The organism is Pseudomonas sp. SWI44, from assembly GCF_002947915.1.
Taxonomy (GTDB): Bacteria; Pseudomonadota; Gammaproteobacteria; order Pseudomonadales; family Pseudomonadaceae; genus Aquipseudomonas; species Aquipseudomonas taiwanensis.
Map to the genome: position 1 here is coordinate 4,966,135 of NZ_CP026674.1, position 24,218 is coordinate 4,990,352.

Annotated in this window: 21 protein-coding genes and 3 pseudogenes; 10 read left to right on the plus strand and 14 right to left on the minus strand. The window is 64.1% G+C overall.

Annotated elements, in window-relative coordinates:
• Positions 1 to 578 precede the first annotated feature (578 nt).
• Together C4Q26_RS23515 and C4Q26_RS23520 are read right to left on the minus strand one after the other, a co-directional pair.
• The gene (locus tag C4Q26_RS23515; RefSeq protein ID WP_104883625.1) at positions 579 to 1,532 is read right to left on the minus strand and encodes a hypothetical protein; all 954 of its coding nucleotides are present in this window, start codon (positions 1,530 to 1,532) and stop codon (positions 579 to 581) included.
• A 70-nt stretch (positions 1,533 to 1,602) separates the two neighbouring features.
• On the minus strand, positions 1,603 to 2,520 hold the full coding sequence (locus C4Q26_RS23520) for a LysR family transcriptional regulator (RefSeq protein ID WP_218274779.1): 918 nt from the start codon (positions 2,518 to 2,520) through the stop codon (positions 1,603 to 1,605).
• Between the two features lie 112 nt (positions 2,521 to 2,632).
• On the opposite strand from C4Q26_RS23520, the gene C4Q26_RS23525 reads away from it, so the two are divergent.
• A complete protein-coding gene (locus C4Q26_RS23525) occupies positions 2,633 to 3,808 on the plus strand; it encodes a trans-acting enoyl reductase family protein (protein ID WP_104883627.1) in 1,176 nt (391 codons plus the stop codon).
• A 14-nt stretch (positions 3,809 to 3,822) separates the two neighbouring features.
• Here the strand turns inward: C4Q26_RS23525 and C4Q26_RS23530 are convergent, their stop codons facing one another.
• The 9 genes from C4Q26_RS23530 to C4Q26_RS23570 all read right to left on the minus strand — a co-directional run bounded on the left by C4Q26_RS23530 (position 3,823) and on the right by C4Q26_RS23570 (position 15,164).
• On the minus strand, positions 3,823 to 4,311 hold the full coding sequence (locus tag C4Q26_RS23530; protein ID WP_104883628.1) for an acyl-CoA thioesterase: 489 nt from the start codon (positions 4,309 to 4,311) through the stop codon (positions 3,823 to 3,825).
• A 269-nt stretch (positions 4,312 to 4,580) separates the two neighbouring features.
• Positions 4,581 to 5,936: a carbohydrate porin gene (locus C4Q26_RS23535; RefSeq protein WP_104883629.1), complete on the minus strand. Its 1,356-nt coding sequence runs from the start codon at positions 5,934 to 5,936 to the stop codon at positions 4,581 to 4,583.
• Between the two features lie 60 nt (positions 5,937 to 5,996).
• Positions 5,997 to 7,331, minus strand: coding sequence for a c-type cytochrome (locus C4Q26_RS23540; protein ID WP_104883630.1), 1,335 nt, complete (start codon positions 7,329 to 7,331; stop codon positions 5,997 to 5,999).
• The gene (locus C4Q26_RS23545; RefSeq protein ID WP_104883631.1) at positions 7,328 to 9,106 is read right to left on the minus strand and encodes a GMC family oxidoreductase; all 1,779 of its coding nucleotides are present in this window, start codon (positions 9,104 to 9,106) and stop codon (positions 7,328 to 7,330) included. The genes C4Q26_RS23540 and C4Q26_RS23545 overlap by 4 nt, the downstream gene beginning before the upstream one ends.
• Before the next feature lie 80 nt (positions 9,107 to 9,186).
• Positions 9,187 to 9,906 carry a gluconate 2-dehydrogenase subunit 3 family protein gene (locus C4Q26_RS23550; protein WP_104883632.1) on the minus strand — a complete coding sequence of 240 codons (720 nt, stop codon included), beginning with the start codon at positions 9,904 to 9,906 and terminating at the stop codon, positions 9,187 to 9,189.
• 147 nt (positions 9,907 to 10,053) lie between these two features.
• Entirely contained in the window at positions 10,054 to 11,073 is a 1,020-nt protein-coding gene (locus C4Q26_RS23555) for a LacI family DNA-binding transcriptional regulator (protein WP_158664908.1), read from the minus strand.
• A 146-nt stretch (positions 11,074 to 11,219) separates the two neighbouring features.
• Complete coding sequence (locus C4Q26_RS23560) at positions 11,220 to 12,338, minus strand: cytochrome c (protein ID WP_218274780.1); 1,119 nt, start codon at positions 12,336 to 12,338, stop codon at positions 11,220 to 11,222.
• A 182-nt stretch (positions 12,339 to 12,520) separates the two neighbouring features.
• Entirely contained in the window at positions 12,521 to 14,296 is a 1,776-nt protein-coding gene (locus C4Q26_RS23565) for a GMC family oxidoreductase (RefSeq protein ID WP_104883634.1), read from the minus strand.
• 154 nt (positions 14,297 to 14,450) lie between these two features.
• A complete protein-coding gene (locus tag C4Q26_RS23570) occupies positions 14,451 to 15,164 on the minus strand; it encodes a gluconate 2-dehydrogenase subunit 3 family protein (RefSeq protein WP_104883635.1) in 714 nt (237 codons plus the stop codon).
• A 232-nt stretch (positions 15,165 to 15,396) separates the two neighbouring features.
• Here C4Q26_RS23570 and C4Q26_RS23575 point away from each other — a divergent pair, with 232 nt between their 5' ends.
• From C4Q26_RS23575 to C4Q26_RS23605, 7 genes are all read left to right on the plus strand, one after another.
• Positions 15,397 to 16,437 (plus strand): LacI family DNA-binding transcriptional regulator, encoded by a 1,041-nt coding sequence (locus C4Q26_RS23575; protein WP_104883636.1) that lies wholly within the window; start codon positions 15,397 to 15,399, stop codon positions 16,435 to 16,437.
• A gap of 247 nt (positions 16,438 to 16,684) precedes the next feature.
• Positions 16,685 to 17,887, plus strand: a complete 1,203-nt coding sequence (locus C4Q26_RS23580; protein WP_104883637.1) for a mandelate racemase/muconate lactonizing enzyme family protein — start codon at positions 16,685 to 16,687, stop codon at positions 17,885 to 17,887.
• Between the two features lie 32 nt (positions 17,888 to 17,919).
• The gene (locus C4Q26_RS23585) at positions 17,920 to 19,296 is read left to right on the plus strand and encodes an MFS transporter (protein ID WP_104883638.1); all 1,377 of its coding nucleotides are present in this window, start codon (positions 17,920 to 17,922) and stop codon (positions 19,294 to 19,296) included.
• Positions 19,297 to 19,330: 34 nt separating this feature from the next.
• Positions 19,331 to 20,509: an SMP-30/gluconolactonase/LRE family protein gene (locus tag C4Q26_RS23590; protein ID WP_104883639.1), complete on the plus strand. Its 1,179-nt coding sequence runs from the start codon at positions 19,331 to 19,333 to the stop codon at positions 20,507 to 20,509.
• A gap of 147 nt (positions 20,510 to 20,656) precedes the next feature.
• On the plus strand, positions 20,657 to 21,112 hold the full coding sequence (locus C4Q26_RS23595; RefSeq protein ID WP_256583307.1) for a heme-binding protein: 456 nt from the start codon (positions 20,657 to 20,659) through the stop codon (positions 21,110 to 21,112).
• A gap of 67 nt (positions 21,113 to 21,179) precedes the next feature.
• On the plus strand, positions 21,180 to 22,073 hold the full coding sequence (locus C4Q26_RS23600) for a DoxX family protein (protein WP_104883640.1): 894 nt from the start codon (positions 21,180 to 21,182) through the stop codon (positions 22,071 to 22,073).
• A 99-nt stretch (positions 22,074 to 22,172) separates the two neighbouring features.
• Positions 22,173 to 22,655 (plus strand): heme-binding protein, encoded by a 483-nt coding sequence (locus C4Q26_RS23605; RefSeq protein WP_104883641.1) that lies wholly within the window; start codon positions 22,173 to 22,175, stop codon positions 22,653 to 22,655.
• A 13-nt stretch (positions 22,656 to 22,668) separates the two neighbouring features.
• On the opposite strand, the pseudogene C4Q26_RS28465 reads toward C4Q26_RS23605, so the two are convergent.
• From C4Q26_RS28465 to C4Q26_RS23620, 3 genes and pseudogenes are all read right to left on the minus strand, one after another.
• Positions 22,669 to 22,863, minus strand: a pseudogene (locus C4Q26_RS28465) (LysR family transcriptional regulator); the annotation flags it as partial.
• Between the two features lie 160 nt (positions 22,864 to 23,023).
• Positions 23,024 to 23,284: a hypothetical protein gene (locus C4Q26_RS23615; RefSeq protein WP_104883642.1), complete on the minus strand. Its 261-nt coding sequence runs from the start codon at positions 23,282 to 23,284 to the stop codon at positions 23,024 to 23,026.
• A gap of 83 nt (positions 23,285 to 23,367) precedes the next feature.
• Positions 23,368 to 23,556 (minus strand): annotated as a pseudogene (locus tag C4Q26_RS23620) (NAD(P)-dependent oxidoreductase); the annotation flags it as partial.
• Between the two features lie 203 nt (positions 23,557 to 23,759).
• On the opposite strand from C4Q26_RS23620, the gene C4Q26_RS23625 reads away from it, so the two are divergent.
• Together C4Q26_RS23625 and C4Q26_RS27960 are read left to right on the plus strand one after the other, a co-directional pair.
• Complete coding sequence (locus tag C4Q26_RS23625) at positions 23,760 to 23,942, plus strand: hypothetical protein (RefSeq protein ID WP_104883643.1); 183 nt, start codon at positions 23,760 to 23,762, stop codon at positions 23,940 to 23,942.
• 104 nt (positions 23,943 to 24,046) lie between these two features.
• Positions 24,047 to 24,187, plus strand: a pseudogene (locus tag C4Q26_RS27960) (SDR family oxidoreductase); the annotation flags it as partial.
• Positions 24,188 to 24,218: the final 31 nt, after the last annotated feature.

Consider the following 24,218-nt stretch of genomic DNA (forward strand, 5'->3'; position numbering starts at 1 on the left):
TGGTTTTCTGCTGATCAAGCACAGGCGGGGAGGACGCTTAGTAGCGCCACAGGGTGAGTTACACCACTTCCAGGGACATGATCTAGGAAAAGGCAGAAATGATCAGCTAACAAGCGTGCGCGAAGCCCCTAGAGACTGTCAGGGTCGCCGAAGAACATTTTGACAGGGTTCTAGCACGCGTGTTTCGGCGCGAAAAATCAAAAATATACCCCCACTTGTACCCCCAATACCACCGCGTGCATCCGGGATCGAGAATGGCGATTTCTGACAGAACGCTTGTTGGGCAGTGGGTGGTCTCCAGTGTACTCCTGACGCGGCGTTGATGGAGAGGAGGGCATGATTGCGGGAGCGCTCGTGACCTTGTTTATCTAAAGTCCCCGCCTATCGACTGCCACTCAAGTGGAGGGGCGACGGTAATCGGTGAAAGGCAATGTTCGCCTCTATGGGGGGCGGCCAGCCACGCGCATGATCTCGACGTCACTCGGCAAGTCGAACGTCCTCCGGAGACTAAAGAAATCAGCGCGATCTGCACCTGCCAGCCACCTTGATCCAGCCCAACCGCTCCCTCGTCCCTGGCCCTAGCGCTGGAAGTAAGCAAGAATTTCACAACCATCGCCCACCGGCACATGCCCAACCGTTCTGCGCTTGCCAATGTCCACCACACTGACAGTGGCGTCGTTTTCATTGGCCACGAACAAGTAATCCTGCGCCGGGCTAAAACACCCGTCCAACGGCTTGTCACCTAGTTCAGCATTGAACAGCCATTGCAGATTCTCATCGAAAAAACTCACCACCGGTTCAAAGTCACCCATCACTGCCAGTATTCGGCCATCGGGACTGAAGCGCACTACCTGTCCGGGGCGCTGGTGCCCGGGCAGTTCGACGGTGTCCAGCAAGCGGTGCTGCTCGGTGTCCACGACGTACAGCACCGGCCTATCCTGCGCGGTGGCTACCACCCAGGGATGCAAAGGCGATGCGTCGATACCATTTAATGGGCCTGGCATAGCCAGGGTTGCGGGACCCCGGCTGGGCTCGCGCAGGTCGACGGCATAGAGTTGGCCATCCTCTTCGCTTTCAGCCCATAGCTGGTCTGCGTGCTGTAGTGGCGTTAGGCGGTGCACATTCTTCGAGGGGACGTGGATATGGCCCACGATTTTGTCCTGAGCAGGGTCTATGACGATGATCGTCGCGCTGTTTTCACAGCACAGGTACACCCGGCCATCACGGCCCGGGCGCCCGGTATGGGGTGACACGTAGGGCAGGGTGTCGATGAACCCGCTCAGGCGGCGGGTATCAAGGTCGATCACGGCGACCTGGTGGTTGGGGTGCGGGTTGTCGCCGTGGATGCCATCGCCGTAGATGGGTACGTAGGCCTTGCGTAGGTGCTCAAGCACGAGCAACTCGTGGGGGCGCGATGGTAGGTCGGTGATGGCGTCGAGGACTGAGAGGTCCCCGGGGTTCAGGAACAGGACCTGCTGACCCTGTTTGTCGACGGCGATTATTTCCTGTCCGGCACTGTGTTTGAGGTTCATCAGATTCATCCTATGCTGACGGCAAGCATGCATTGAATGTATTGATGGAGAGCCTCGCGACGGCTTTAGTTCAAGTGGATTGCCCGGGGCTGCCGAGTGTTTGCGGCTGTCGCAATACGTCCAGTAACAGCCGGAAGGCCGGCTTGTGCTGGCGACGGCCAGGGTAGTACAGGTGATATTGCAGAGGCGTGTCGCACCAGTCGGCCATTACCCGCAGCAGTCGGCCTTGTGCCAGGTCCTGCTCGACGACATGCTCCGGCACGTAAGCCAGCCCGCAACCGGCTCGAGCGAAATCCAGCATCAGCCCCAGGGTGTTGCACACCAGATGCCCGTCACCGCGCACCTTGATGTCGCGCCCCTTGTTGGCGAACGGCCAGGCCCACAGGCCCCCTGAGGTGGGCAGGCGTAGGCTGAGGCAGGTGTGGTGGGTAAGGTCTTCAGGCGCCACGGGTTGCGCCCGCTGTTCGAAGTAGGCCGGGGCGCCCACCAGCGCCAGGCGAAATGGCGGGCCGATGCGCACGCTGATCATGTCCTTGGCCAGTTGTTCGCCCATGCGGATACCGGCATCAAAGCGTTCGGCCACGATGTCCACCAGCGCATAGCTGTCGTTTATCTCGATCGTGATGCCCGGGTGTTCGGCCATCAGTTGGCTGACGGCCGGGGCCAGAGCCCAGGGGCTGGCGTGCTCCAGGGAGGTGATACGCAGATGGCCCGTGGGCCGGCCACTAAACTCGCTCAGCTCTCCGAGACCCGCTTCGATACCGTCGAAGTGCGGGCCGATGGTGTCCATCAGGCGTACCCCGGTCTCGGTGGGGGCGACGCTGCGGGTGCTCCGGGTAAGCAACTGTACGCCAAGCCGCTCTTCCAGCTTTCTAATGGTGCGGCTCAGGGCGGGTTGCGATACCCCCAATTGCGCTGCGGCCTTGGTGAAGCTGCCCTCACGTGCCACCCGCAGGAAGGCCACCAGGTCGGTGACGGTGTCGCGCATGATTGATGCCTTTAGGTTATAGGTCCATTCCTATAATACCCGCTAATCATCATTGTTCGGCGTTGCTAGAGTGGCTTCCTCGTTTTCAATCATCTATGGAGTACACCGCCACATGAGCAATCCGCCCTTTGATGTGATTATTTTCGGCGCCACCGGTTACACCGGACGCCTGGTCGCCGAATATTTCTACGCCACCCACGGGGTCGACGGGCCGGTGAAGTGGGCGCTGGCCGGCCGCAACCTGGGCAAGCTGCAAGCCATTCGTGACAGCTGGGCAAACGCTGCCGCGTTGCCGCTGATCCTGGCCGATGCCGCGCAGCCGGCCACCGTGCGTGATATGGCGGCGGCCACCCGGGTGATGATCAGCACGGCGGGGCCGTTCTCGCTGTACGGCTCTGACCTGGTGGCGGCGTGCGCCGAACTGGGCACCGATTACGTCGACCTGTGCGGGGAGATCCCCTGGATCGCCCAGATGATCAACCAGCATCAGGCCACGGCGTACGCTTCGGGCGCCCGACTGGTCTTTTCCTGCGGCTTCGATTCGGTACCCTTTGACCTGGGCGTGTGGTTCACCCAGCAACAGGCCATGCGCGAACATGGCCGTTACGCCCCCCGCGTGCGGGCGCGCATGCGCACAATGCAGGGCGTGCTGTCGGGAGGCACCTTCGCCAGCGTGGGCGCCGTCGAGGCTGCGGCGGCCAAGGACCCGTCACTGGCCGCGGTGGTGAACGATCCCTTTGCTTACACCCCCGGCTTCAAGGGCGTCGAGCAGCCAGACGGGCAGACGCCTTACGTGGATGCGTTGGCCGGCAGTTGGGTGGGGCCTTTCATCATGTCGCCGATCAACACCAAAGCCGTGCACCGCACCAACTACCTGCAAGGGCATGCCTGGGGTGAGCACTTCCAGTATGACGAAATGCTGATGCTGGCAGCTGCGCCGTCCGCTGATGATGCCCCCAGCCTTGCCGGTTTCTCGTTCAACGAAGGCGGACAGCCCCAGCCGGGGCAGGGGCCTACGCAAGCGGAGATGGAGGCAGGGTTCTACGATGTGGTGTTCATCGCCGAATTGGGCGATGGCCAGGTGGTGAAGACCTCGGTCAGCTGCGATGAAGACCCTGGCTACCTGTCCACTTCGAAAATGCTCTCGGAGGCGGCGTTGGCCTTGGCTTATGACGTCGACCGCGACCAGACCCCGGGTGGCTGCTGGACGCCGGCGGCTGCGCTGAACACGGCCTTGATGGCGCGGTTGAGCGCACACGCGGGCCTGCGATTCGTGATTGAGGGCTAACGGTAACGGCGCCGCTACACGGCACCCACTTCGCGGATCTGCGCGTACTTGGCCTGCAACTCCTGACGCTGTTGCTTGCGCAACTGCCCCTGAGCATAGCGCCGGCGCTCGGTGATGGTGTCAGGCAGCAAAGGGCGCACTGGGCAGGGTCGGCCATCGGTGTCGACCGCCACCATGGTGAAGTAACAGCTGTTGGTGTGACGCACGGTGCGTTCGTGGATGTTTTCGGTCATGACCTTCACGCCCACTTCCAGCGAGGTGCGCCCGGTGTAGTTGACCGAGGCCAGGAAGGTGACCAGCTCGCCCACGTGGATGGGCTCCTTGAAAATCACCTGGTCCACCGACAGGGTGACCACGTAGCGGCCGGCGTAGCGTTTGGCGCAGGCAAAGGCCACTTCATCGAGCATTTTCAGCAGGGCGCCGCCATGCACGTTGCCAGAGAAGTTGGCTTTGTCGGGGGTCATGAGCACGCTCATGCTCAGTTGGTAACTGCCAGGTTCCATATCCACCTCATCACGTCAGGCGCCCTGTAGACCGGGCGTTTCGGGCCGGCTGGACCAGCGGCTCAGGTGCGGCAAACGGTAGCAGGTGTGGCGAATGGTTAGCTAGCTAACATAATGAAAGGGTGTTTTCCAGGACCGGTAATAAACCCTCCCTGTAGCCGCTGCCGCCAGGCTGCGCTGGCCCTCGGTTTCGCTGTAAATCTTCAGCGTACTTCAGGGCCGGCGCAGCCTTCGGCAGCGGCTACAGGGATTGCGTTTTATGGCGTCGGTCAGAACTGCGACTGCACCTGCAGTCCCAGCACCAGGGCGTTGTCCACCTGGCGTACGCCATCCGGATGCTTGATGTACTGAATGTTGGGCATGATGTTCAGCCATTGGGTGGCCTGGATGCCGTAGTTCAGTTCCGACGCATACTCGGTGTGCTGCTCGGGCACGTAGCCTGCATCGTCGTAGCTCAAGCCGCTCTGTTCGTTGGCGGTCTTGGCGTTGCGCAGGAACAGCGAGCTGGCGTGAATGCGCGCCACGCCGAAGCCCAGTGTATCGGTGGGGCGGGCATCGAACAGGCCTTTGTAGACGAAGCTGACCTTCTGATAGCTGTCCACCGGCGTGGTGGCGCGGTCCTGGAAGGTGGCGCTGGCGGTCATGGTCAGGCCACGCGAGGTGTCGCCGTTTACCGAGGTCAGTTGCTGCTTGCCCACCACCCAAAAGCCGTGCCGGCTGTTGTCGCTGCGGTAGGGGTTGCCGGTCAGGGCCGCTGGCTGGCCGTTGTCGTCCCGGTAGACATCTGTGCCGTTGGCGCTGCTGTGGTAGTAGCCCACGCGGTATTCGCCTGGCAGCTTGTTCACCGTTGGCGCCCACACCAGTTCTACCGGGACGAAGGTACCGGTGGTGCCCGCGCCGTTGAGCTTGAAGCCGTTGTCGTTTTCCAGGTCCGAGGGGTTGATGTTGAACGCGCCGATCTGCGCGTACACGTTGCTGGTCACGCGGTAGCGCACCCGTGCCGCCCATTGGCTGATGGGGCCGTTGTAGATGGTATCCACGTAGTTGCCAGGCTGCGAGCCACAGAACGCCAGGCCCTGGAACGAGCAGTCTTCCACGGCGAAGTCGTCGCTGACGGCGAAGCGGCCGGCCTTGATATTGAGCTTATCGTCGAACCAGCCTTTGCTCAGCCACAGTTCGCTGAGCCGGGTGACGCTGCCGCGACCCTGGATTTCCTGGGTGGAACCCAGGCTGGTGGCGCGTGGGTCGTCGATTTTTTCATTGATGTTGCTGCCGTTGCGGTTGGTGATGGACAGGCTGAACGCCGCGTCATTCCAGCCCAGCAGTTTCTGCAGGTCGATGTTGGCGCCCAGGTTGAACTGGTCGGCATAGCGGGTCACGCGGTCGTGGCTGTAGCCGCCTCGCACGTTGGAGGCTGACTCGCCGGTGTAGCCCATCTGGATGTCGACGCCCTTGTTCAGCAGTTCGGTGCGCAGGCCGCCCCAGTCGCCGGTCATCCAGGGTGAATCGACGGCGAAGGCGTCGGCCGCCTGGGCGCTGATGCCCCAGCCAGAGGCCGCGCAGGCGGAGACGAGTAGGGTGACGGCCTGGCGCTTGCGGGCGCGGCCTTGTTTGGAGTGCGGCATGGTGTTCAGTCCTTTGTGTGTCATTGAACGGCGGCGGGAGGGCCCCGCCGCCTGACTTTTTTAGTTGGCTGCGCTGCTTGAACCCAGCTGTGCGGGCAGGCTCAGGTCCTTGCGCACCTGTGCAACCTGATCGGCATTCACTGCGGGCGCGGCATTGCCCCAGGTGTTGCGGATGTAGGTGGCCAGGGAGGCGACCTGCGAGTCCGACAGCTTCCAGGCAAAGCTGGGCATGGCGCCGCTGGTGGGATTGCTTTGCGTGACCGCGCCGCGGCCGCCCTGCAGCACGGTGGTCAGCAAGGTCTGGGCGTTGGCCGACTGCAGCGCCGGGTTGTTGGCCAGGCCCGCGGCGATGCCGCTGATACCCTTGCCGTCGCTGTTGTGGCACGCCGAGCAGTTGGCCGCGTACACATTGGCGCCCTGTTTCATGGCGCTTTGCGTGGCGGTCAACGGCTGTGGCTTGGTGGCCGAGGAGCCGGGGATGCTTTGCAGGTAGGTGGCGATGGCCACCAGGTCGTCATCACTCATGTGCTGGGTGGAGTTGGTCACCGCTTCGGCCATCGGGCCTGATGCCACGGCCACGTCATTGCTGCCGGTCTTCAGGTATTGCACGACCTGCGCCTGGGTCCAGCCACCGATGCCCACGTAAGGGTTGCTGGTGATCTCCGGTGCATGCCAGCCGGCCAGGTCGCCGCCCTGCAGGAAGGCGCCACCCTTGTCGCCACCCAGGAAGTTCTTGGCCGTGTGGCAGGCCGCGCAGTGGCCCAGGCCCTGCACCAGGTAGGCGCCACGGTTGATCTGCGTAGTGGCGCTGGCCACCGGCACGAACGGCGTCTTGTCGAAGAACAGCAGGTTCCAGCCCATCATCATCAGGCGAATGTTGAACGGGAAGGGCAGTTGGTTGGACACCACCTTGTTGTCCACCGCCGGTACCGTCTGCATGTAGGCCCAGAGGTCGTGCATGTCCTGGTCGCTGACCTTCACATAGGCGTTGTAGGGCATGGCCGGGTAAAGGTTTTCTCCCTCGCGGCCCTTGCCTTCGCGCACGGCACGGGTGAACTCGGCCTCGGTCCAGGCGCCGATGCCGGTGGTCTTGTCCGAGGTAATGTTGCTGGCCAGCAGTTTGCCGAACGGCGTTTGCAGGGCGTAGCCACCGGCGAACGGCTTGCCGCCGTGCGGGTCGGTGTGGCACGCGGCGCAGTCGCCGGCGATGGCCACGTAGCGACCGCGGGTCACGGCCGGATCTTCGGTAGTGGTGACCGGGGCCTTGACGCCTTGGGCGCTGTCGGTCTGCTGGCCGGGGGCGACCAGGGTCTGGGCCGCGAACACCAGCCCCACGACGCCGCCCAGCGCCAAGCCGCCCAGCGTCATGCTGGCAAGTTTATGACGGCGCTTCATGCTGGCACCTCCACCAGGGGGCCACGTTTACCCAGGTACTGTTCAATGATTGCCTTTGCCGTCCACAGGCTCAGGGCGCCGATGGTGGACGTGGGGTTGTAGCCGGCGTTGTTGGGGAACGACGAGGCACCCAGTACGAACACGTTGTGCACGTCCCAGCTTTGCTGGTAGCGGTTGAGTACGCTGGTTTTCGGATCTTTGCCCATCACTGCGCCACCGATGGTGTGGTCACTGCCGGGCAGGTACGGGCCGTAGTTGACGGCGGCCGAGTCGAAACCGTTGACTATTTCCGCGCCCATGGCCTTGCCGATTTCCACCGCCTTGTCTTCGGTGAACCTGGCCATGCGCCTGTCGTTTTCGTTGTAGTCGAAGGTCACGCGGATCAGCGGGTCGCCGTTGGCGTCCTTGTACTCGGGGTCCAGGTCCAGGTAGCACTCGTCGTGGGAGAAGCTGGTGCCCTGGTTGAAGATGAAGGTGCCGTTCTGGAAGGCGTGGGTGTAGGCCTTCTTCCAGTCGCTGCCCCAACGCGGGGTGCCCGGCGGCACGGCATCGGCGTTGCCGATCGGGCGGGCGCCACGGGCTACCACCAGAATGCCGGCGCCGCCGATGAAGCCCAGGCCCTTGTGGTCGAAGTTGTCGCCGTTGTAATCATCGACCTGGGCGGAAAGGGCGCCGGCGCCGATGTACTGGTTGAGCTGTTCGTCCTTGAAGAAGATGTTGGCGCCCGACACGGTCTGGAAACTGTAGGCGCGGCCCACCACGCCTTGGCGGGTCTCGGGGTTGTACGGCGTGCCGATCTTCGACAGCAACAGCAGGCGCACGTTCTGCATCTGGAAGGCGGAGAAAATCACTAGGTCGGCCGGCTGTTCCCACTCCTGCTTGTTGCGGTCCAGGTAGGTCACACCGGTGGCGGTCTTGCCGTCTTCGGCCAGGTTGGCGCGCAGTACCGCCGACTCGGTCAACACGGTGAAGTTGCTGCGCTGCATCAGCGCCGGAATCACGCAGGCGTTGGGGCTGGACTTGGAGAAGTTGCCGCAGCCGTAGTACAGGCAGTAGCCGCAGTAGGTGCAGGGGCCCATGCGCACGCCCAGCGGGTTGGTGTAGGCCTGGGAGGCTTGCCCTGCAGGCACCATGAACGGGTGCAGGCCCAGCTTCTTGCTGCCCTCGGTGAACAGGTCGGTGAGGCGCGTGGTGGCCAGCGGCGGCAGGGGGAATTCGCTTTTGCGGTTGCCTTCAAAGATGTTGGCGCCGTCGATCTTCTCGCCATTGAGTACCCCGGCCTTGCCCGATACGCCGGCGATTTTCTCGAAGCGCTCGTAGAAGGGTTCCAGGTCCTCGTAGCTCACGCCCCAGTCCTGCACGATCAGGCCTTCGGTGAGCTGCTGCTTGCCGTAGCGCTTCATCGTGAAGCTGTAGGGCTCGAAGTCGAACGGCAGGAAGCGCCAGGCCATGCCGGCCCAGTGGGTGCCCGAGCCGCCGACGTTGTAGCCCAGCTCGTTCAGGCTCCAGTCACGGGTGGGCAGGGCGGTCTGGCTGCGGTTGTTGCGAAAGGTGGTGGTCTCGATGGCCGGTGGCAGCAGCAGGCTGCGGCGGGTGTCCCAGCGCAGTTCATCGGTGTCCACCGACGGCGGGAAGTCGGTGGCGGTCTCGACCCACGGGCCGCGTTCGATCGCTACCACGTTGAGGCCGGCGCGCGTCAGCTCTTCAGCCATCAGGGAGCCGCACCAACCGAGGCCGACGATCACTGCGTCGACTTTGGGGCGTACATTGGCCATGAATCAGGTCCTCTTCAATACAGCGTAATCACGCAAACAAGGCAGGTATCAGGCGGGCTGTACTGCTCGATTTTTCTGGTTTAAAGGGTGTTGTCGATCAGGCTGGTGGGGATGATGTGCAGCTTCTGGCCCTTCTTCGCGATCAGGTCGCGGAAGTCGTAGCGGGCACCGGGGAAACCGATCATTTTCCAACTGGCCATGTTCTTGTTGCCGCCGTAGAGTGGGTCGGCGAAGAAGCCTTCACGCACGTTGGCCAAGATCTGCTCGAACAGCTCCTTGGTTTCCACGTCCTGGCCCAGGTCCAGCTGGCCCGCTTCCATGCTGCGCAGCAGGCTGTCCTGCTGGGTGCCGTCCAGTTGCACGAAGGATTTGGAAAACGCTTTCTGGCAGTGCCCGTCGATGGCCGCCAGGCCCTTGCGCCAGCGCTCGGCGGGAGTGAGAGGGGATTGCGTGCCTTGCTCGAAGGTGCCTTTGACGAAGCGGCCCAAGCGGTAGAGCGTGGCGCCCTTGCCGTAGTCACCCGCCAACTGCCGGTCGATGAACACCGCGCAACCGGCTTCCTTGCCGCCAATGCTTAGCTCGTCCGCCGGGATCAGCCGGTCAGCCAGGGCGCCGGCAGTGTCGAATTCGGCTTGGGTGAAGAATGCCAGGCCACCCTGGCGCGGGGCGGGTAACGCCGGCAGGCTGACCTTGCCAGGTTCCCAGGGCTGGCCGCCGCTGACGACTTCGGCGCGCGCAGCGGGCAACGTGGACGCGGCCGCCAGGGCCAGGGCCGATGAAAGAAAATCTCTGCGCTGCATGGATGTGTCCTGTGGGCGATGAGGAAGGTCGGACCCCTGGGCAAGCGCGCCAGAACGCGCGCGACCAGGCGGTCACGGCGGGCGAGTCTAGGGGTGCGACATGTCACCACGCCACTAACTATTTGACGTTTTTACGTCAAAAACCATTCAGTCGGGCAGGGTCTCGTCAATCACGATACGCAACTGGGGGGCCGCCTGGGCCGGGCTTTGCAGGTCACCGTTGGCGTACAGCAGGTGCTGGATGGCGGCCTCGGCCTGGCACTCGGGATCCTGGTCCAACACCAGGGACAGCAGGCCCTCGCGCAGAAAGTCGGCGTGCTGCTGGCTGGCCTCGTGGGTGATCCATACCGGGCGCAGGTCCAGTTCCAGCAGGGCCTTGCGAATGCCGGCCGAACCGCTGCCGGTGTTGTAGATGGCCGCCAGTGGTTGCCCGTCTTCAACGGCGTCGCGCACGGCCTGGGCGGTCATGTAGTCGTTGTCGTGGCATTCCACCGGGTGGCTGATGGCGAGGTGCGGGGCGCGCTCGCGCAGCACTTGCAGGAAACCGCCCACCCGCGCCTGGTGGGCGTGGTAGAGCAGGGAGTTGGTGATCAGCAGCACCTGGCCACGCTCGGGTAGCACCCACTGGGCCAGCAGGCGCCCGGCACTGCGCCCGGCCATGTGATTGTCGATGCCGATGAAGGTGGCGCCGGTCAGCCCGGACAAGCTGCTGGTGAGCAGTACCACGGGCACGCCCTGGTCGATCTGCGCCTGCAACGCTGCGCGGATCACCGGCAGGTCGTGAGCCACCACGATCAGGCCCTGGCGCGCGGTGCGGGGCTTGGCGATGAAGTCGAGCAATTGCTGCGGGTCGCGTTCGTCCCAGGTTTGGCGTTGCAGCACCAGCCGTGAGCGCAGCAGTTGCGCCTGGCGAGTGAAGGCGGCGGCGACCCGGCGATAGTGGTCGGTGCTGCTTTCCACCATCAGCAGGTCGAAGCGCAGCAGGCCATGCACCGGCGAGGGCAGCACACGGCGCAGGTCCAGGGCGCGGGCGGCGTTGAGTACCTTGCGGCGTTTGGCGTCGGAGACGCTGCCACGCTCGTTGAGCACCCGGTCGACGGTGCTGAGGCTGACGCCGGCCAGTTCGGCAACGTGGGCCAGGCGTTTCTTTTGATTGAGGCTGTCCAACGAAAACGTTTCCGTGAGGGATGTGCGGGGGGAATCTAGCACGTCGTGACCTGTAGCCGCTGCCGCAGGCTACGCGGGCCCTGTGCGTCGCTGGAGATTTCCAGTGTACTCAGGGGCCAGCGCAGCCTGGCGGCAGCGGCTACGGGTTACTCGGCGGCCAGTGGTTGCGCTGTGCGGGCCTTGGCGACCTGTGCGGCCGTGATGCCCGGTGCGGCGTTGCCCCAGCTGTTGCGCACGTACGTCAGCACGGCGGCGATGTCGTCGTCGTTGAGCTTCCAGTCAAAGGACGGCATGCCTGCCGCCGTGATGTTGCCTTCGGTGGCCGCCGCGCGCCCGCCCTTGAGCACTGCGCTGATCAGGTTGGCACCGCCGGTTGCACGCATGCCCGGGTTGTCGGCAAACGCCGGCACCATGCCATTGATGCCTTCGCCGTGGACGTTGTGACAGGCCATGCAGTTATTTTCGTACACCTGGGCGCCACGCTGCATCAACGGGGCCTTCGCCGACAGTGCCGCCGGTGCCTGGGTGCCAGACCCCTGCAGGGACTTGAGGTACAGGGCGATATCGGCCAGGTCAGCGTCATTCAGGTGCTGGGTGGAATGCTCGACGGCTTCGCCCATGGCACCGGCGGCCACAGCCTTGTCGTTGCTGCCGACCTTGAGGTAACTCTGGATCTGCTCTGCACTCCAGCTACCCAGGCCCAGATGGTGATCATTGGTGATTTCCGGGGCATGCCCCCCCAGCAGATCGGCCCCTTGCAGATAGGCGCCGGTGTCGCCGCCCAAGGCGTTCTTCGGCGTGTGGCAGGCGGCGCAGTGGCCCGCGCCCTCGACCAGGTAACGGCCCCGGTTCCATTGCGCCGATTGCGCTACCACCGGCACGTAGCCTTGATTCTTGAAGAACAGCAGGTTCCAGCCCAGCATGGCCAGGCGAATGTTGTAGGGGAAACCCAGGGTATTTGGCTGCGCCGGCTGGTGCACGGGCGCCAGCGAGCGCATGTACGCCCATAGGTCGTGCACGTCGCTATCGCTCATCTGCACGTAGGCGTTGTAGGGCATGGCCGGGTACAGCAGGGCGCCGTCCTGGCGTTTGCCGTGGCGCACGGCGCGGAAGAAGTCGCGCTCGGTCCAGTTGCCGATACCGGTCTCGCGGTCGGGGGTGATGTTGGTGGAGTTGATGGTGCCGAACGGTGTCTGCAGGCCGTAGCCACCGGCAAATGCCTGGCCGCCGGGGGCGGTGTGGCAGGCCGCGCAGTCGCCCTGCACGGCAATGTAGGCGCCGTGCTTGACCTGGGCAGCTCGGGTTTGGCGCTGTCAGCCGCTTGCAACTGGTTGTCGGCGACATCGTCGGCACGGGTGCTGCCGTTCAGGTACAGCGCCGTGCCGACACCGGCCACGGCGACTATCACCAGCCCTGCAATGATCTTGGTTTTCATCGGTGAGCGTCCTTATGCCTGAACCAGGGGGCCGGGGTTTTGCAGGTACTGTTCCTTGATCGCCTTGGCCGTCCACAGCGCCAGGGCGCCGATGGTCACGGTGGGGTTGAAGCCGCCGTTGTTGGGGAACGACGAGGCGCCCAGCACGAACACGTTGTGCACGTCCCAGCTCTGCTGGTAGCGGTTCAAGGCGCTGGTTTTCGGATCGGTGCCCATCACCACGCCGCCGATGGTGTGCGACGAGTCGTTGGCGCGGAACGGTGTGTAGTGGTCGGCGGCGAAGTTGTACGACTCGATCTGGGTGCCGCCCACCGCTTTGGCGATGGTTTCACACTTTTGCCGCACGAACTCGCCGGAGCGCTTGTCGTTGAGGTTGTAGTCGAACGTCATGCGCATCAGCGGGCGGCCGAAGTTGTCCTTGTACACCGGGTCGAGGTCGAAATACGCGTCTTCGTGGGAATAACTGGTGCCCTGGCCCTGCACCATGGCCCAGTTCTGGTAGCTGTGCTGGAAGGCTTTTTTCCAACCCTTGCCCCAGCCCGGCGCGCCCTTGGGCAGTACCCCGGCCATGCCGATGGGCAGGCCGTTGTTGGACAGCGACTGGATGCCCGCGCCGCCGATGAAACCAAGGCCCGAGTGGTCAAAGTTGTCGGCGTTGAAGTCGTCGACCTGGATGGCCAGGCAGCCGGTGTTGATGAACGGGTTGAGGTGCTCGTTCTCGAACCACAGGTAGGCGTAGGACAGGGTCTGGAAACTGTAGTTGCGGCCGATCACGCCTTGTTTGGTGCGCGGGTCGTAGGGCTGGCCGATGCCCGACAGCAGCATCAGCCGCACGTTGTCCAGCTGATAAGCGGCGACAATGACGATATCGGCCGGCTGTTCGCCGACCACGCCGTCCTTGCCCACGAAGCTGACGCCGGTGGCGGTCTTGCCGTCGGCGGCCTTATTGATGTGCAGCACTTCGGTGTCGGTCATCACCTCGAAGGTGGGCTGACGCATCAGCGCCGGCACCACGCAAGCATTGGGGCTGCTCTTGGACCAGTTGCCGCAGCCAAACAGCTGGCAGTAACCGCAGTAGGTGCACGGGCCCATGTGCACACCCAGGGCGTTGACGTAGGCACGCGAAATGGTGCCCGCCGGCACGGGGAAGGGGTGCAGGCCCATCTCGGTGGTCTTCTGGGTGAAAATGTCGTTCCAGCGGCTGGGCACCAGGGGCGGGGTGGGGAAGTCGCGGCTGCGCGAGCCTTCGAAGGGGTTGCCGCCGGGAATGACCTTGCCGTTGATCACGCCGGCCTGGCCGCTGGTGCCGGCAATGCGCTCGAAGCGGTCGTAAAAGGGTTCCAGTTCGTCATAGGTGATGCCCCAGTCCTGCACCTGCAGGCCGGGCACCAGTTGCTGCTTGCCGTAACGCTCCACGGTCTTGCTGTAGGGCTGGAAGTCGAACGGGTTGAAGCGCCAGGAGGCTGCCGCCCAGTGGGTGCCGGCGCCGCCGACGTTGTAGCCCAGGGTCAGGTTGCTCCACTCGCGCACCGGCAATGCCTGCTGCGAGGCGTTGTTGCGAAAGGTGTAGGTTTCCAGCTTCGGCGGCTGGAGGATTTCCTTGCGGGTGGACCAGCGCAGTTCGTCGGTGTCCACCGACGGCGGGAAGTCGGTGGCGGTGTCGCGCCAGGCGCCGCGCTCGATGGCGACGACCTTGAGGCCCGCCCGGGCCAACTCTTCGGCGATGACCGAGCCGGACCAGCCCAGGCCGATCACTACCACGTCTGCTTTGGGTCTTGCGTTTGCCATGGGTCAATCCTTTGTCGCGCGCAGCCGGGCGCCGTGCCCGGCTGGCAAAAATGAGGGGTTGTAGCCGGTGCCGCCAGGCTGCGCTGGCCCTGAGCCTCGCTGAAGATCCTCAGGGTTCACACTGGCCAGCGCAGCCTTCGGCAGCGGCTACTGGTCAGGCGCGGTCGAGCAGGCTCACCGGTTCCAGGTTCAGGGCCACGCCTTTTTTCTGGATGTAGGGGCGATAGTCATAGCGCGCGCCGGGGAAGCCGATCAGCTTCCAGCCCACCATGCCGCGGTTGCCGCCGTACATCGGGTCGGCGAGGTAGCCTTCGCGCACGTTCTGCAGCAACAGGGCGAAGAAGTCGGCTGTGCCGGTGTTGGGCAGCTTCAGCGCGCCGCTCTCCATATCGCGCAGAAGGCTGTCCTGGCTATCGCCGTCCAGGCCGCTGAAGGGCTTGCCGTAGCGGGCCTGGCAGTACCCGCCCAGGTCCTTGAGCCCGCTGCGGTAGCGCTCGGCCGGCGTCTGCTTGAACTGCGGGCCTTGTTCGGGGGTGCCGGGCACGATCGGCCCCAGGCGGTAGACACTGGCCGCCTGGCCGAAGGCGCCGGCCAGCTCGCGGTCGATAAATTCCACGCAGCCCGCGTGGCTGGCGCCAATGCCAAGCTCGTCCTCAGGGATCAAGCGGTCGAAAATGGCCGCCACCTCTCTGGCCTCCTCAGGCGTCAGGTAGGCCAGGCCGCCTTTGCGCGGCAATCTGGGCAAGGCATCGGCCTGGGTGCCTACCGGCATCGGAGTGCGGGAACTGATGACGCTGGCGCCTGCGCTGCCGGCCACGCCCAGGGCAGTCAGCTGCACGAGCGATATCAAGGCCTCTCTTCGTTTCATGTGCTCTATCCTCAGGTCTCACGGTGCAGTACGCCGCTGCAGGTCGGGCTGCGCGCAAGGCCCGTCCTAGACGGGTTGGAACAGCCACGGCGGGCGAGTCTAGGGGTGCGGCATATCACCACGCCACTAACTCTTTGACGCTTTCCCCTCAAGGCCTGCGTGCGCCACCAGCCTCGCCCTGGGGCAGGCACACTGGTAGCATCCGGCCCACGACCCTTGCTGAGAGGACACCATGGCCGGCCTGCCACCCGACAATAACGACACCCCTCGCGGTGCGGTGACGCTCAGCGACGTGGCGCGGCTGGCGGGGGTGGCGCCCATGACCGTGTCGCGCTGCCTCAATCAACCCGACACCGTGCGCAGCGCCACGCGCCTGAAGGTGCAGCGCGCCATCGAACAGACCGGCTATGTGCAGAACCGCCTGGCCGGCGCACTGCGCTCCAACCGCAGCCGGCTGGTGGCGGTGGTGATGCCGATGGTCACCAACCCGATCTTTTCCGACACGTTCCAGGCCATCAACGACCGCCTCGCCCAGGCCGGTTACCAGGTGCTGCTGGGGGTATCGGGGTATGAGCGCGAGCACGAACAGGAACTGCTGGAGGTGATCCTCAGTCGCCGGCCCGACGGCATCATCCTGACCGGCACGCTGCACACACCGGCCAGCCGCAATCGCCTGCGTGCGGCGCGGGTGCCGGTGGTGGAGACCTGGGACCTGACTCCCGAGCCCATCGACATGCTGGTGGGCTTTTCCCACGAGCAGGCGGGCCGGGCGGTGGCGCTGCAGTTGTTCGCCCAGGGCTACCGGCAGTTCGCCCTGCTGGCGGTGGACGATCCTCGCGGGCTGCGCCGCGCCGAAAGCTTCACCCGCACGCTGGCGGAGCAGGGCGTGGGCGCGGTGCGGCGGCAGATCTACCCCGGTTCGCCGACCCTGGCCATGGGGCGGATGGGCCTGGGTGCGTTGTGGCAGCAGCAAACCGAGCCCGGCGCGCCGCTGGCGGTGGTGTGCACCTCGGACACCATCGCCCACGGCGTGCTCACCGAAGCAGCGGCGCGCGGCATCCGGGTGCCGGAGCAACTTGCGGTCATGGGGTTTGGCGACATGAGCTTTGCTGCCCACACCTTTCCGGCGCTCTCCACGGTGCGCATCGATGGCGCGCTGATGGGCGAGACGGCGGCGCAGATGCTGCTGGATCGCTTGCAGGGGCAGGGCAGCGGTGGTCAGGTAACCGACATCGGCTTCACCCTGATACAGCGCGACACCACCACCGCGTAACCGCAACCGACGCCTGTAGCCGCTGCCGCCAGGCTGCGCAGGCCCTATGCCACGCCTCAGATCTGGGGTGTTCACTCGGGCCAGCGCAGCCTGACGGCAGCGGCTACAGGGTCCCACCACCATCATTTTGACGTTTTCCCGTCACTTTCGAATTCTGCGCTTGTATTTGAAATCCGCGCGCCCTAGCGTTTAAAGCACAAATGGTAACGATACCATTACCCCTGAAGCAGTCTTGGGATAACAACAAATGTCGACCATCACCTGTGTAAGAACGCTACGCCTGCCCCAACGCCCCAAGCTGATCTGGCTTGAGATCGAAACCGACGAAGGCCTGATCGGCCTCGGCGAAACCTTTCGTGGCGCCGCCACCGTGGAAGCGGCTATGCATGAACTGATCGCCCCTGGACTGATCGGTCGTAATTCACGCCAGATCGAAGCCATCTCGCTGGAACTAACTACCCCCTATGTCGGCTATCACAGCGCCAGCGCCGAGATCCGAGCAGCCAGCGCGGTGGATATTGCCCTGTGGGACCTCAAGGGCCAGCGCCATGGCATTCCCATCCACGAAGCCCTGGGCGGCGCCTGCCGCGACAGCATCCGTGTCTACAACACCTGCGCCGGTTACGAGTTCAACACCCAGCAGGGCGCGCGCCGCGAGATCAGTGCAGCGGATTGCGCCCAAGGCCCGTATGACGATCAGTTGGCCTTCAGCCGCGACGCCGGTGCCCTGGCGGCGAGCCTGGTGGAAGAGGGCTACACGGCCATGAAAATCTGGCCGTTCGACCGCTTTGCCCGCCAGGCCGGCGCCAACAGCATCAGCCTGGCCGAGGTACGCCAGGGCTGCGAAGCCTTCCGCCAGATACGCGAGGCAGTGGGTGACCGCATCGAGATCATGTGCGAGCTGCACAGCCTGTGGGACAGCACGGCGGCCTTGCGCATTTGCCAGGCGCTGGAGGCATTCGACGTGTACTGGGTCGAAGACCCGCTGTGCAAGATGGACGACGCCCAAGCCTTGGCCGACCTGCGCAACCGTACCCAGGTGCCGATCTGCGCCAGCGAAACCCTGGGCGGCAGCGTGGCCTACCGCGACCTGCTCAACGCCGGCAGCCTGGATTACCTGATGCTGGACCTGGTGTGGTGCGGCGGCTTCACCGAAGCACGCAAGATCGCCGCCCTGGCCCAGGCCTACAACAAGCCGTTGGCACCCCACGACTGCACGGGCCCGGTCGCGCTGTTCGCCGGCCTGCAACTGGGCCTGCATGCGCCCACGGCGGTGCTGCAGGAAGTGGTGCGGGCGTCGCTGTCCACCTGGTACGGCGAGTTGGTCACCCATTTGCCGCAGATCACCGCCGGTTTCGCCGCCGCGCCCACCCGGCCGGGGTTGGGCACCGCGCTGCGCCCCGAGGTCAAGCAGCGTCCCGACGCCATCATCCGGGAAACACGCCGCTGACCTGACCACTACTTTCCGGGATCGAGAACACAATGAAAAAAATAGATTCTCTTCGCCGTTTCATCGCCCAGCACCGCCGCTACGAAGTGATCGCGCTGCTGTTCATCATGATGCTGGTCAACCAGGGCGACCGCGCCACGCTGTCGGTGGCCGGGGCCAGCGTGTCCCAGGAACTGGGCCTGAGCCACGGCGAGATGGGCTGGCTGTTCTCGGCCTTCGCCTGGGCCTACATGCTGCTGCAGTTGCCGGGTGGCCTGGCCATCGACCGCTTCGGCAGCATCAAAGTACTGGGCGTGGCGATCATCGCCTGGTCCGTGCTGACCGCCGCCATCGGCAGTGTCGCGGTGATGCCGGTGGCCGTGGCGTTCTTCGCGGTGTTTGCTCTGCGTTTCCTGGTCGGGGTGGCCGAGGCGCCGTGCTTTCCGGCCAACAGCAAGATCGTCTCGATGTGGTTCCCGCCCGCCGAGCGCGGCACGGCGACGTCGATCTTCAACGCCTCGCAGTACTTCGCCGCCGTGGTGTTCACGCCGCTGCTGGCGTGGATCTCTACCCGTTGGGGGTGGCCGTGGATTTTTTATGTGATGGGCGTGGCCGGGGTGGCCATTGGCATCGTGTTCATTGCCCGCATCAAGGCGCCCGTTGAGCACCCGGCCTTGAGCGCGGTGGAGCTGGACACCTTGCGCAACGGCGGCGCCAGCCTGCGGGAAAAGCCTGCGCAGGCCGGCAAGGCGGACGGTTGGCGCCAGACCTGGGCCAGCGCCCGGGCATTGTTGGGCCAGCGCATGTTCCTGGGCATTTACCTGGCGCAGTTCTGTATCAGCACCCTGACGTTCTTCTTCCTGACCTGGTTCCCGGTGTACCTGGTGCAGCAGCGTGGCCTGTCGATCCTCAACGCCGGGCTGTTGGCGGCGGTGCCGGCGATCTTCGGCTTCATCGGTGGCATCAGCGGTGGGCTGGTCTCGGACTGGATGCTGCGCAAGGGCCTGTCGCTGACCTTGGCTCGTAAGCTGCCGATCTTCATCGGCATGGCCCTGTCCATGAGCATGATCCTCTGCAACTACGTGCAGACCGACCTGCTGGTTGTGGTGTTCATGGCCCTGGCGTTCTTCGGCAAGGGCATGGGCGCCCTGGGCTGGGCAATTATCGCCGACGTCTCGCCCAAGCGCAGCGCGGGCATGAACGGCGCCATCTTCAACACCTTCGGCAGCCTGGCCGGCATCGTCACCCCGGTGGTGATCGGCTACATGGTGCAGGCCATGGGCTCGTTCAACGGCGCGTTGATCTACGTGGCGCTGAACGCGGCGGGGGCGTTGGTCAGTTACCTGTTTATCGTCGGCCCGTTGCAGCGGCCCGACGAGCCTGCGTCCACCGTGCCCGAGGAGAGGCTGCAGGCGGCGCCGGCACGCTGATTTCACGTTTCATCCCACAAGGAAAATAAAAAAGATGCTGAATCGACGACATTTCTGCCGTGCCTCGCTGCTCGCCGGCGGCGCCTTTGCCCTGGCCGATGGCCCCTTGGCCCAGGCCGCTGCGTTGCTGCGGGCTGGCCAGCCGCTGACCGAAGTAGCCAGCCTGGACTGGCTGTGCAATGCCGTGGCGCTGACCTCCGACGGGCGCCTATTCGTGGGCCTGCCGCGCTGGCCCGGCTTCGAGCGCACCCCGTCCATCGCCGAGGTGCTAAAGGATGGCAGCCTCAAGCCGTTCCCCGGTGGCGACTGGAACGCCTGGGCGCCGGGCAAGCCCAGTGCCCAGGCGCTGGTGAAGATCAACACCATTCATATCTTCGACGACGACACCCTGTGGGCCATTGACCAGGGTGAGGACGCCGGCCCCAAGGGCATCAACCCGGCGCAGAAGATCCTGCAGTTCGACTCCCGCAACGGCAAGCTGTTGCGCAGCATCACGCTGCCCGAGCATGTGCTGCCGGCCGGTGCCAACCTCAATGACCTGCGCCTGGACAGCGAGCATGCCTACGTCACCGATTCGGGGTTGGGGGCGATCATTGTCATCAACCTGCGCACGGGCGCTTCGTTGCGCCGCCTGGCCGATCACCCTTCCACCAAGATGCTGCCCGAGCGCCGCCCTTTCGGCGAGGACGGCCAGCCGCTGCTGATGCCCGATGGCAGCGACCACCAGGTGCACTCGGACCCCATCGAGATCAGCCCCGACGGCAAATGGCTGTATTACCAGGCGCTGAGCGGCCCGTTGTGGCGCGTGCCCACCGCTGGCCTGCGTGACGCCCGGCTAAGCGAGCAAGCCCTGGGCGCGCAGGTGCAGTTCGTCTACGACACAGGCCCGTTGACGGGCACGGGCATCGACAGTGCCGGCAACCTGTACCTGGCCGAATACGACAAACCGCGGGTGACCGTGCTGGCGCCCGACGGCACCCTGCGCGTGGTGGTCGAGGACCCGCGGCTGTGGAATCCGGATGCGCTGTTTATCTCCCACCAGCGCGAGCTGTACATCCCTGTGCCGCAAAGCGCGCGCATGGCCGCCAACCGCGGGCCAGGCGGCAAAAGCGCGCTGCAACTGCCGTTCAAAATTTTCAAAGTACCGTTGCCTGCCGGCTTGGGCGGGCAAGAAAAAGTGCCTGCCCTTACAGGCGCTGCGCTATCCCTGTAGCCGCTGCCGCCAGGCTGCGCCGGCCCTGTGCCTCGCTGGAGAGTTCCAGTGTACTCAAGGGCCTGCGCAGCCTAGTGGCAGTGGCTACAGATTGATCTCAACCCATAGAGATGCTTCATGATGAAAACCTTCGTACCTTGTGCTGCCATGTCCCTTGCTCTGCTGTTTCCAGCATTCGCCCACGCGGCGACGGTCGAGTCGGTGGTCTCCCAACCCAACGTCTCCACCGCTGCGGCCCTGCAACTGGCGGAGAAAGCCACCCAACTGGCTGCTGAACGGCACATGAAAATCTGCATCGCAGTCACCGACGCCGACGGCCACCTGCTGGCCTTCACGCGCATGCAAGGGGCCTACGCGGGCTGTGTGGACGCCTCGATTGCCAAGGCCACCTCGGCCGCACGTTTTGCCATCAACACCATTACCTTCTATGACCTGGCCCGCAAGGAAAACCTGGCCATCGGCACCATTCCCGGCATCCTGCCGGCGGTGGGCGGGGTGGTGCTCAAGCACGGCGGCGGGGTAGTGGGCAGTGTCGGCATCAGCGGTGACACCGACCTGACCGAGCAGAAGCTCGCCGAAGACGTATCTGCCACTTTCAACTGAGCCAGAGGCCGCCCGACAACGGTGTCGGGCGGCCATTGTCGGCTGTCTTTTTCAAGCAGGTGCAGTCATGAACAAACCTCTATTCTTCGCCGGCTTCGTCGACGGCGTCAGCGCTGGCGATTACCGCCTGCTCGCGCCGTCGCATGTGCCGTTGGCCCTGGCTCGGCTGGCCCTGGCGGCCACCTGGCTAGCGGCGCTGTACTGCGGTTGGGGCAACGGCTCGTTGCCCGATTTTGCCGCCTGGTCGGCCGCCCTGTGGTCAGGGCTGGCACTGGTGTCGGCGCTGTGGCTGACGCCACGGGTGTTCACCCTGGGCTACCTGATTTCCCTGCTCAGCTTTCTCATCGCCTGGCGGGTGGCGGCCATGAATGGTGCGCTGATATTGATGGGGGTGGCCAGCCTGGCCGCCGTGGTGCTGGTGCTGCAGTTCATTGACTGCATGGCTAGCGACTGGCGTCGCAATCAAGCCCGACAAGGCGCCTGGCTGGCCACGTTGCTGTGGCAGATGACCCTGGTGCGGCTCTGCTTCGGCCTGAACGAATTGGGCCATGCCACGGAAAAACTGTTTGCCGGGCTGGGCTCGTTCCACACCCTGGAGCACGGCTTCCAAGGGTTCGGCATTACCCACGGCGCCGGACTGTTTGTGGTGCTGGGCGGGCTGATCGAGCTGGCCTCAGCCATCAGCGTTGGCTTGGGCCTGTTCGCCCGGCTGGGTGCACTGCTCAGCGTGGTCTATTTCCTGGTGGCCACCCTAGGCTTTGGCGGCGAGTGGACGCGCGGTTACGCCTGGGCATCGCCAGGCGGCGGTGGCTGGGAATACGTGATGATGCTGCTGGTGGTGTTTGGCTCCGTGATGATGACGGGGGCAGGGAAGTTTTCCATCGATGGTTGGCTGTTGTCCAAAGGCGTGCTGCCTGGATGGCTGGTGCGCTGCTGCACCAACCGCGCCGCGCTGACGTGAACCCGTCAATTATTTAAATGCACCCAGATGTGGCTGCTTTACGATCCCGCGACGTTGCACCCGCGACACGCCACTGTATCGATTAGAAAGAGATGACCAATGAAAACTCTGTGTAAAAAAACCGCCGCAGCCGTGGCAGCAGCGCTCCTGCTCACCGGCTTTGCCACTGAGGCCAGCGCCATCACCACCGTACCGGTGCTGCAGGACAGCGACGTGCAGAAGATCGTCGACGCGGCGAAGAAGTCCATGGCGCTGAACCACACCAAGGGCTGCATTGCCGTGGCCGACGCCGACGGCCAATTGCTGTTCATGCAGCGTCAAGAAGGCTCGGCCCCTGATTGCCTGGAGTCCGCCGAAGCCAAGGTGAGGACCGCGGCTCGGTTCCAGGAGACCACCAACACCTTCTACAAGATGCTCAACCAGAACAAGCTGGTGACCGTGGCAGTACCCGGCATGGCGCCTCTGCCGGGGGGCGAGCCTATTCGTTACAACGGCGTGGTGATTGGTTCGGTGGCCGTCAGCACGCCCGATGGCGAGCTTGATTTGAAGGTGGTGGCGGACGCGCTGGCGGCCATTCAATAAACGTTGAGCAGCTTCAGGCGTGCGTTTTGAACACCTTCACCAGCACTGTGCGCAGCCAGCGGTTTCCGGTGTCCAGGTAATAGCGGGCATGCCAGTTCTGTTTGACTGAAAAGCCTTCTATGGCCACCGGGCAATTGTGCACGCGCAGGCCGTGGGCGGCGGCCCGGGTTTCACCGATGTGCCGGGGCAGTGTGGCAATCAGGTTCGAAAACAGGCCACTTTCGGCCGATAGCGGCCAGAAGCGACAGGCAGCAACTGGCCCAAGGATGATCCACCTAACCTCCCGAAAAAGGGAGTGTTGGCAATCCCGCTCCCAGCCCGGACTTCGACTCTACCAGCGGGGATATACCGTTGTTTGAAAGGCATACTTAGCGTCGGCTTGCGTCTTTATCCCCATCCTGGCGCATGCCCAGATTTTTCTTGAACCCTCGTAAGTTCATTGCTCCCAGCGCCACCTCCAGCGCGATCAGCGCGTAGGCATGATCATGCCAGCCCCAAATCACCCAGAGTGCATTGCTGAGTATGAAACACCAAAAACCGATGATCCGCCGCCTGGCTTGAGTAGAACCGGTGAACCAGGCGGCAAAAATGGTGACCGCCATCGCCGGCCACTGCACCCAGTCGATCATAGGATCGGCTTGCCGCCGGTAATACCGTAGCCGGTGCCGGAGATACAGGTACCTTGTTCCGAGACCAGCTGGACATCAATCGGCGCGACTTCCACCCAACGCGCGGTCTCTCGCGCGTCTTCATGTTCGTCCAGATAAGCGACAGCAACGTCCGCGCCCTTACGCGCAAAAGCGACCGCCACGCCGCAGCCGGGCACCGGGTCCATTTTGCGTTGCGATCCCGGTACTGCTCGAGGCTGGCTGGGGAAAGGCGGTTTTGAATAGTTGCGCATACTTCGGGTCTCCTGGAACTTGCAGCGGGTATGCGCTTGAGAACCCTGAAGCGAGGCAAAAGTTGAGTCGGATCTTGGTCTACCTCGACCAGCGGGCCGTTGGGCGCGCAGGGGCCAGGGCCAACCACGCACTGCAATTGAGCTGAACTTTCAAGCCCGTGCGGCTCTCCCTTTTGGTAACGGCTTACCAAGGAGACCCCATCATGAAAACCACTCGACTGATCGGTCTGGCCTGCTGCGTGTTCATGCTGCATGGCTGCTTCAATGAAACCGATCATCCTGCCCAGGGCGCTGACCGCGGCAAGGCTTCCGTGCAAATGCAAAAGCCGAATGCGCCCACTGGTGAGGCCACCCCGGCTGGCGAGCCAGGCAAAGCCAACCAGTAACTCCGAAATGTCAGGAGCACTTTCATGGAAGACTTCAAGCCCTCGCGCCGCTACCTGCTTCAAGGTGCTGCCATAACCGCCGCAGTCGGATTTGCCGCGCCTTCAAGTTTGCTAGTGACACACCGCCCAAACGGCCAGGCCAGCCGACGGAAATCGCCTTGCTGTACGTGCAACTGGCGTCGGATCAGTCCACCTATGTGACCGGTCAGGTGTTCGGTGCCTCAGGGGGAGCCGGGCAGCCCTGAGTACCCAATTGCCGGTGGCGGGCTCGCTTTC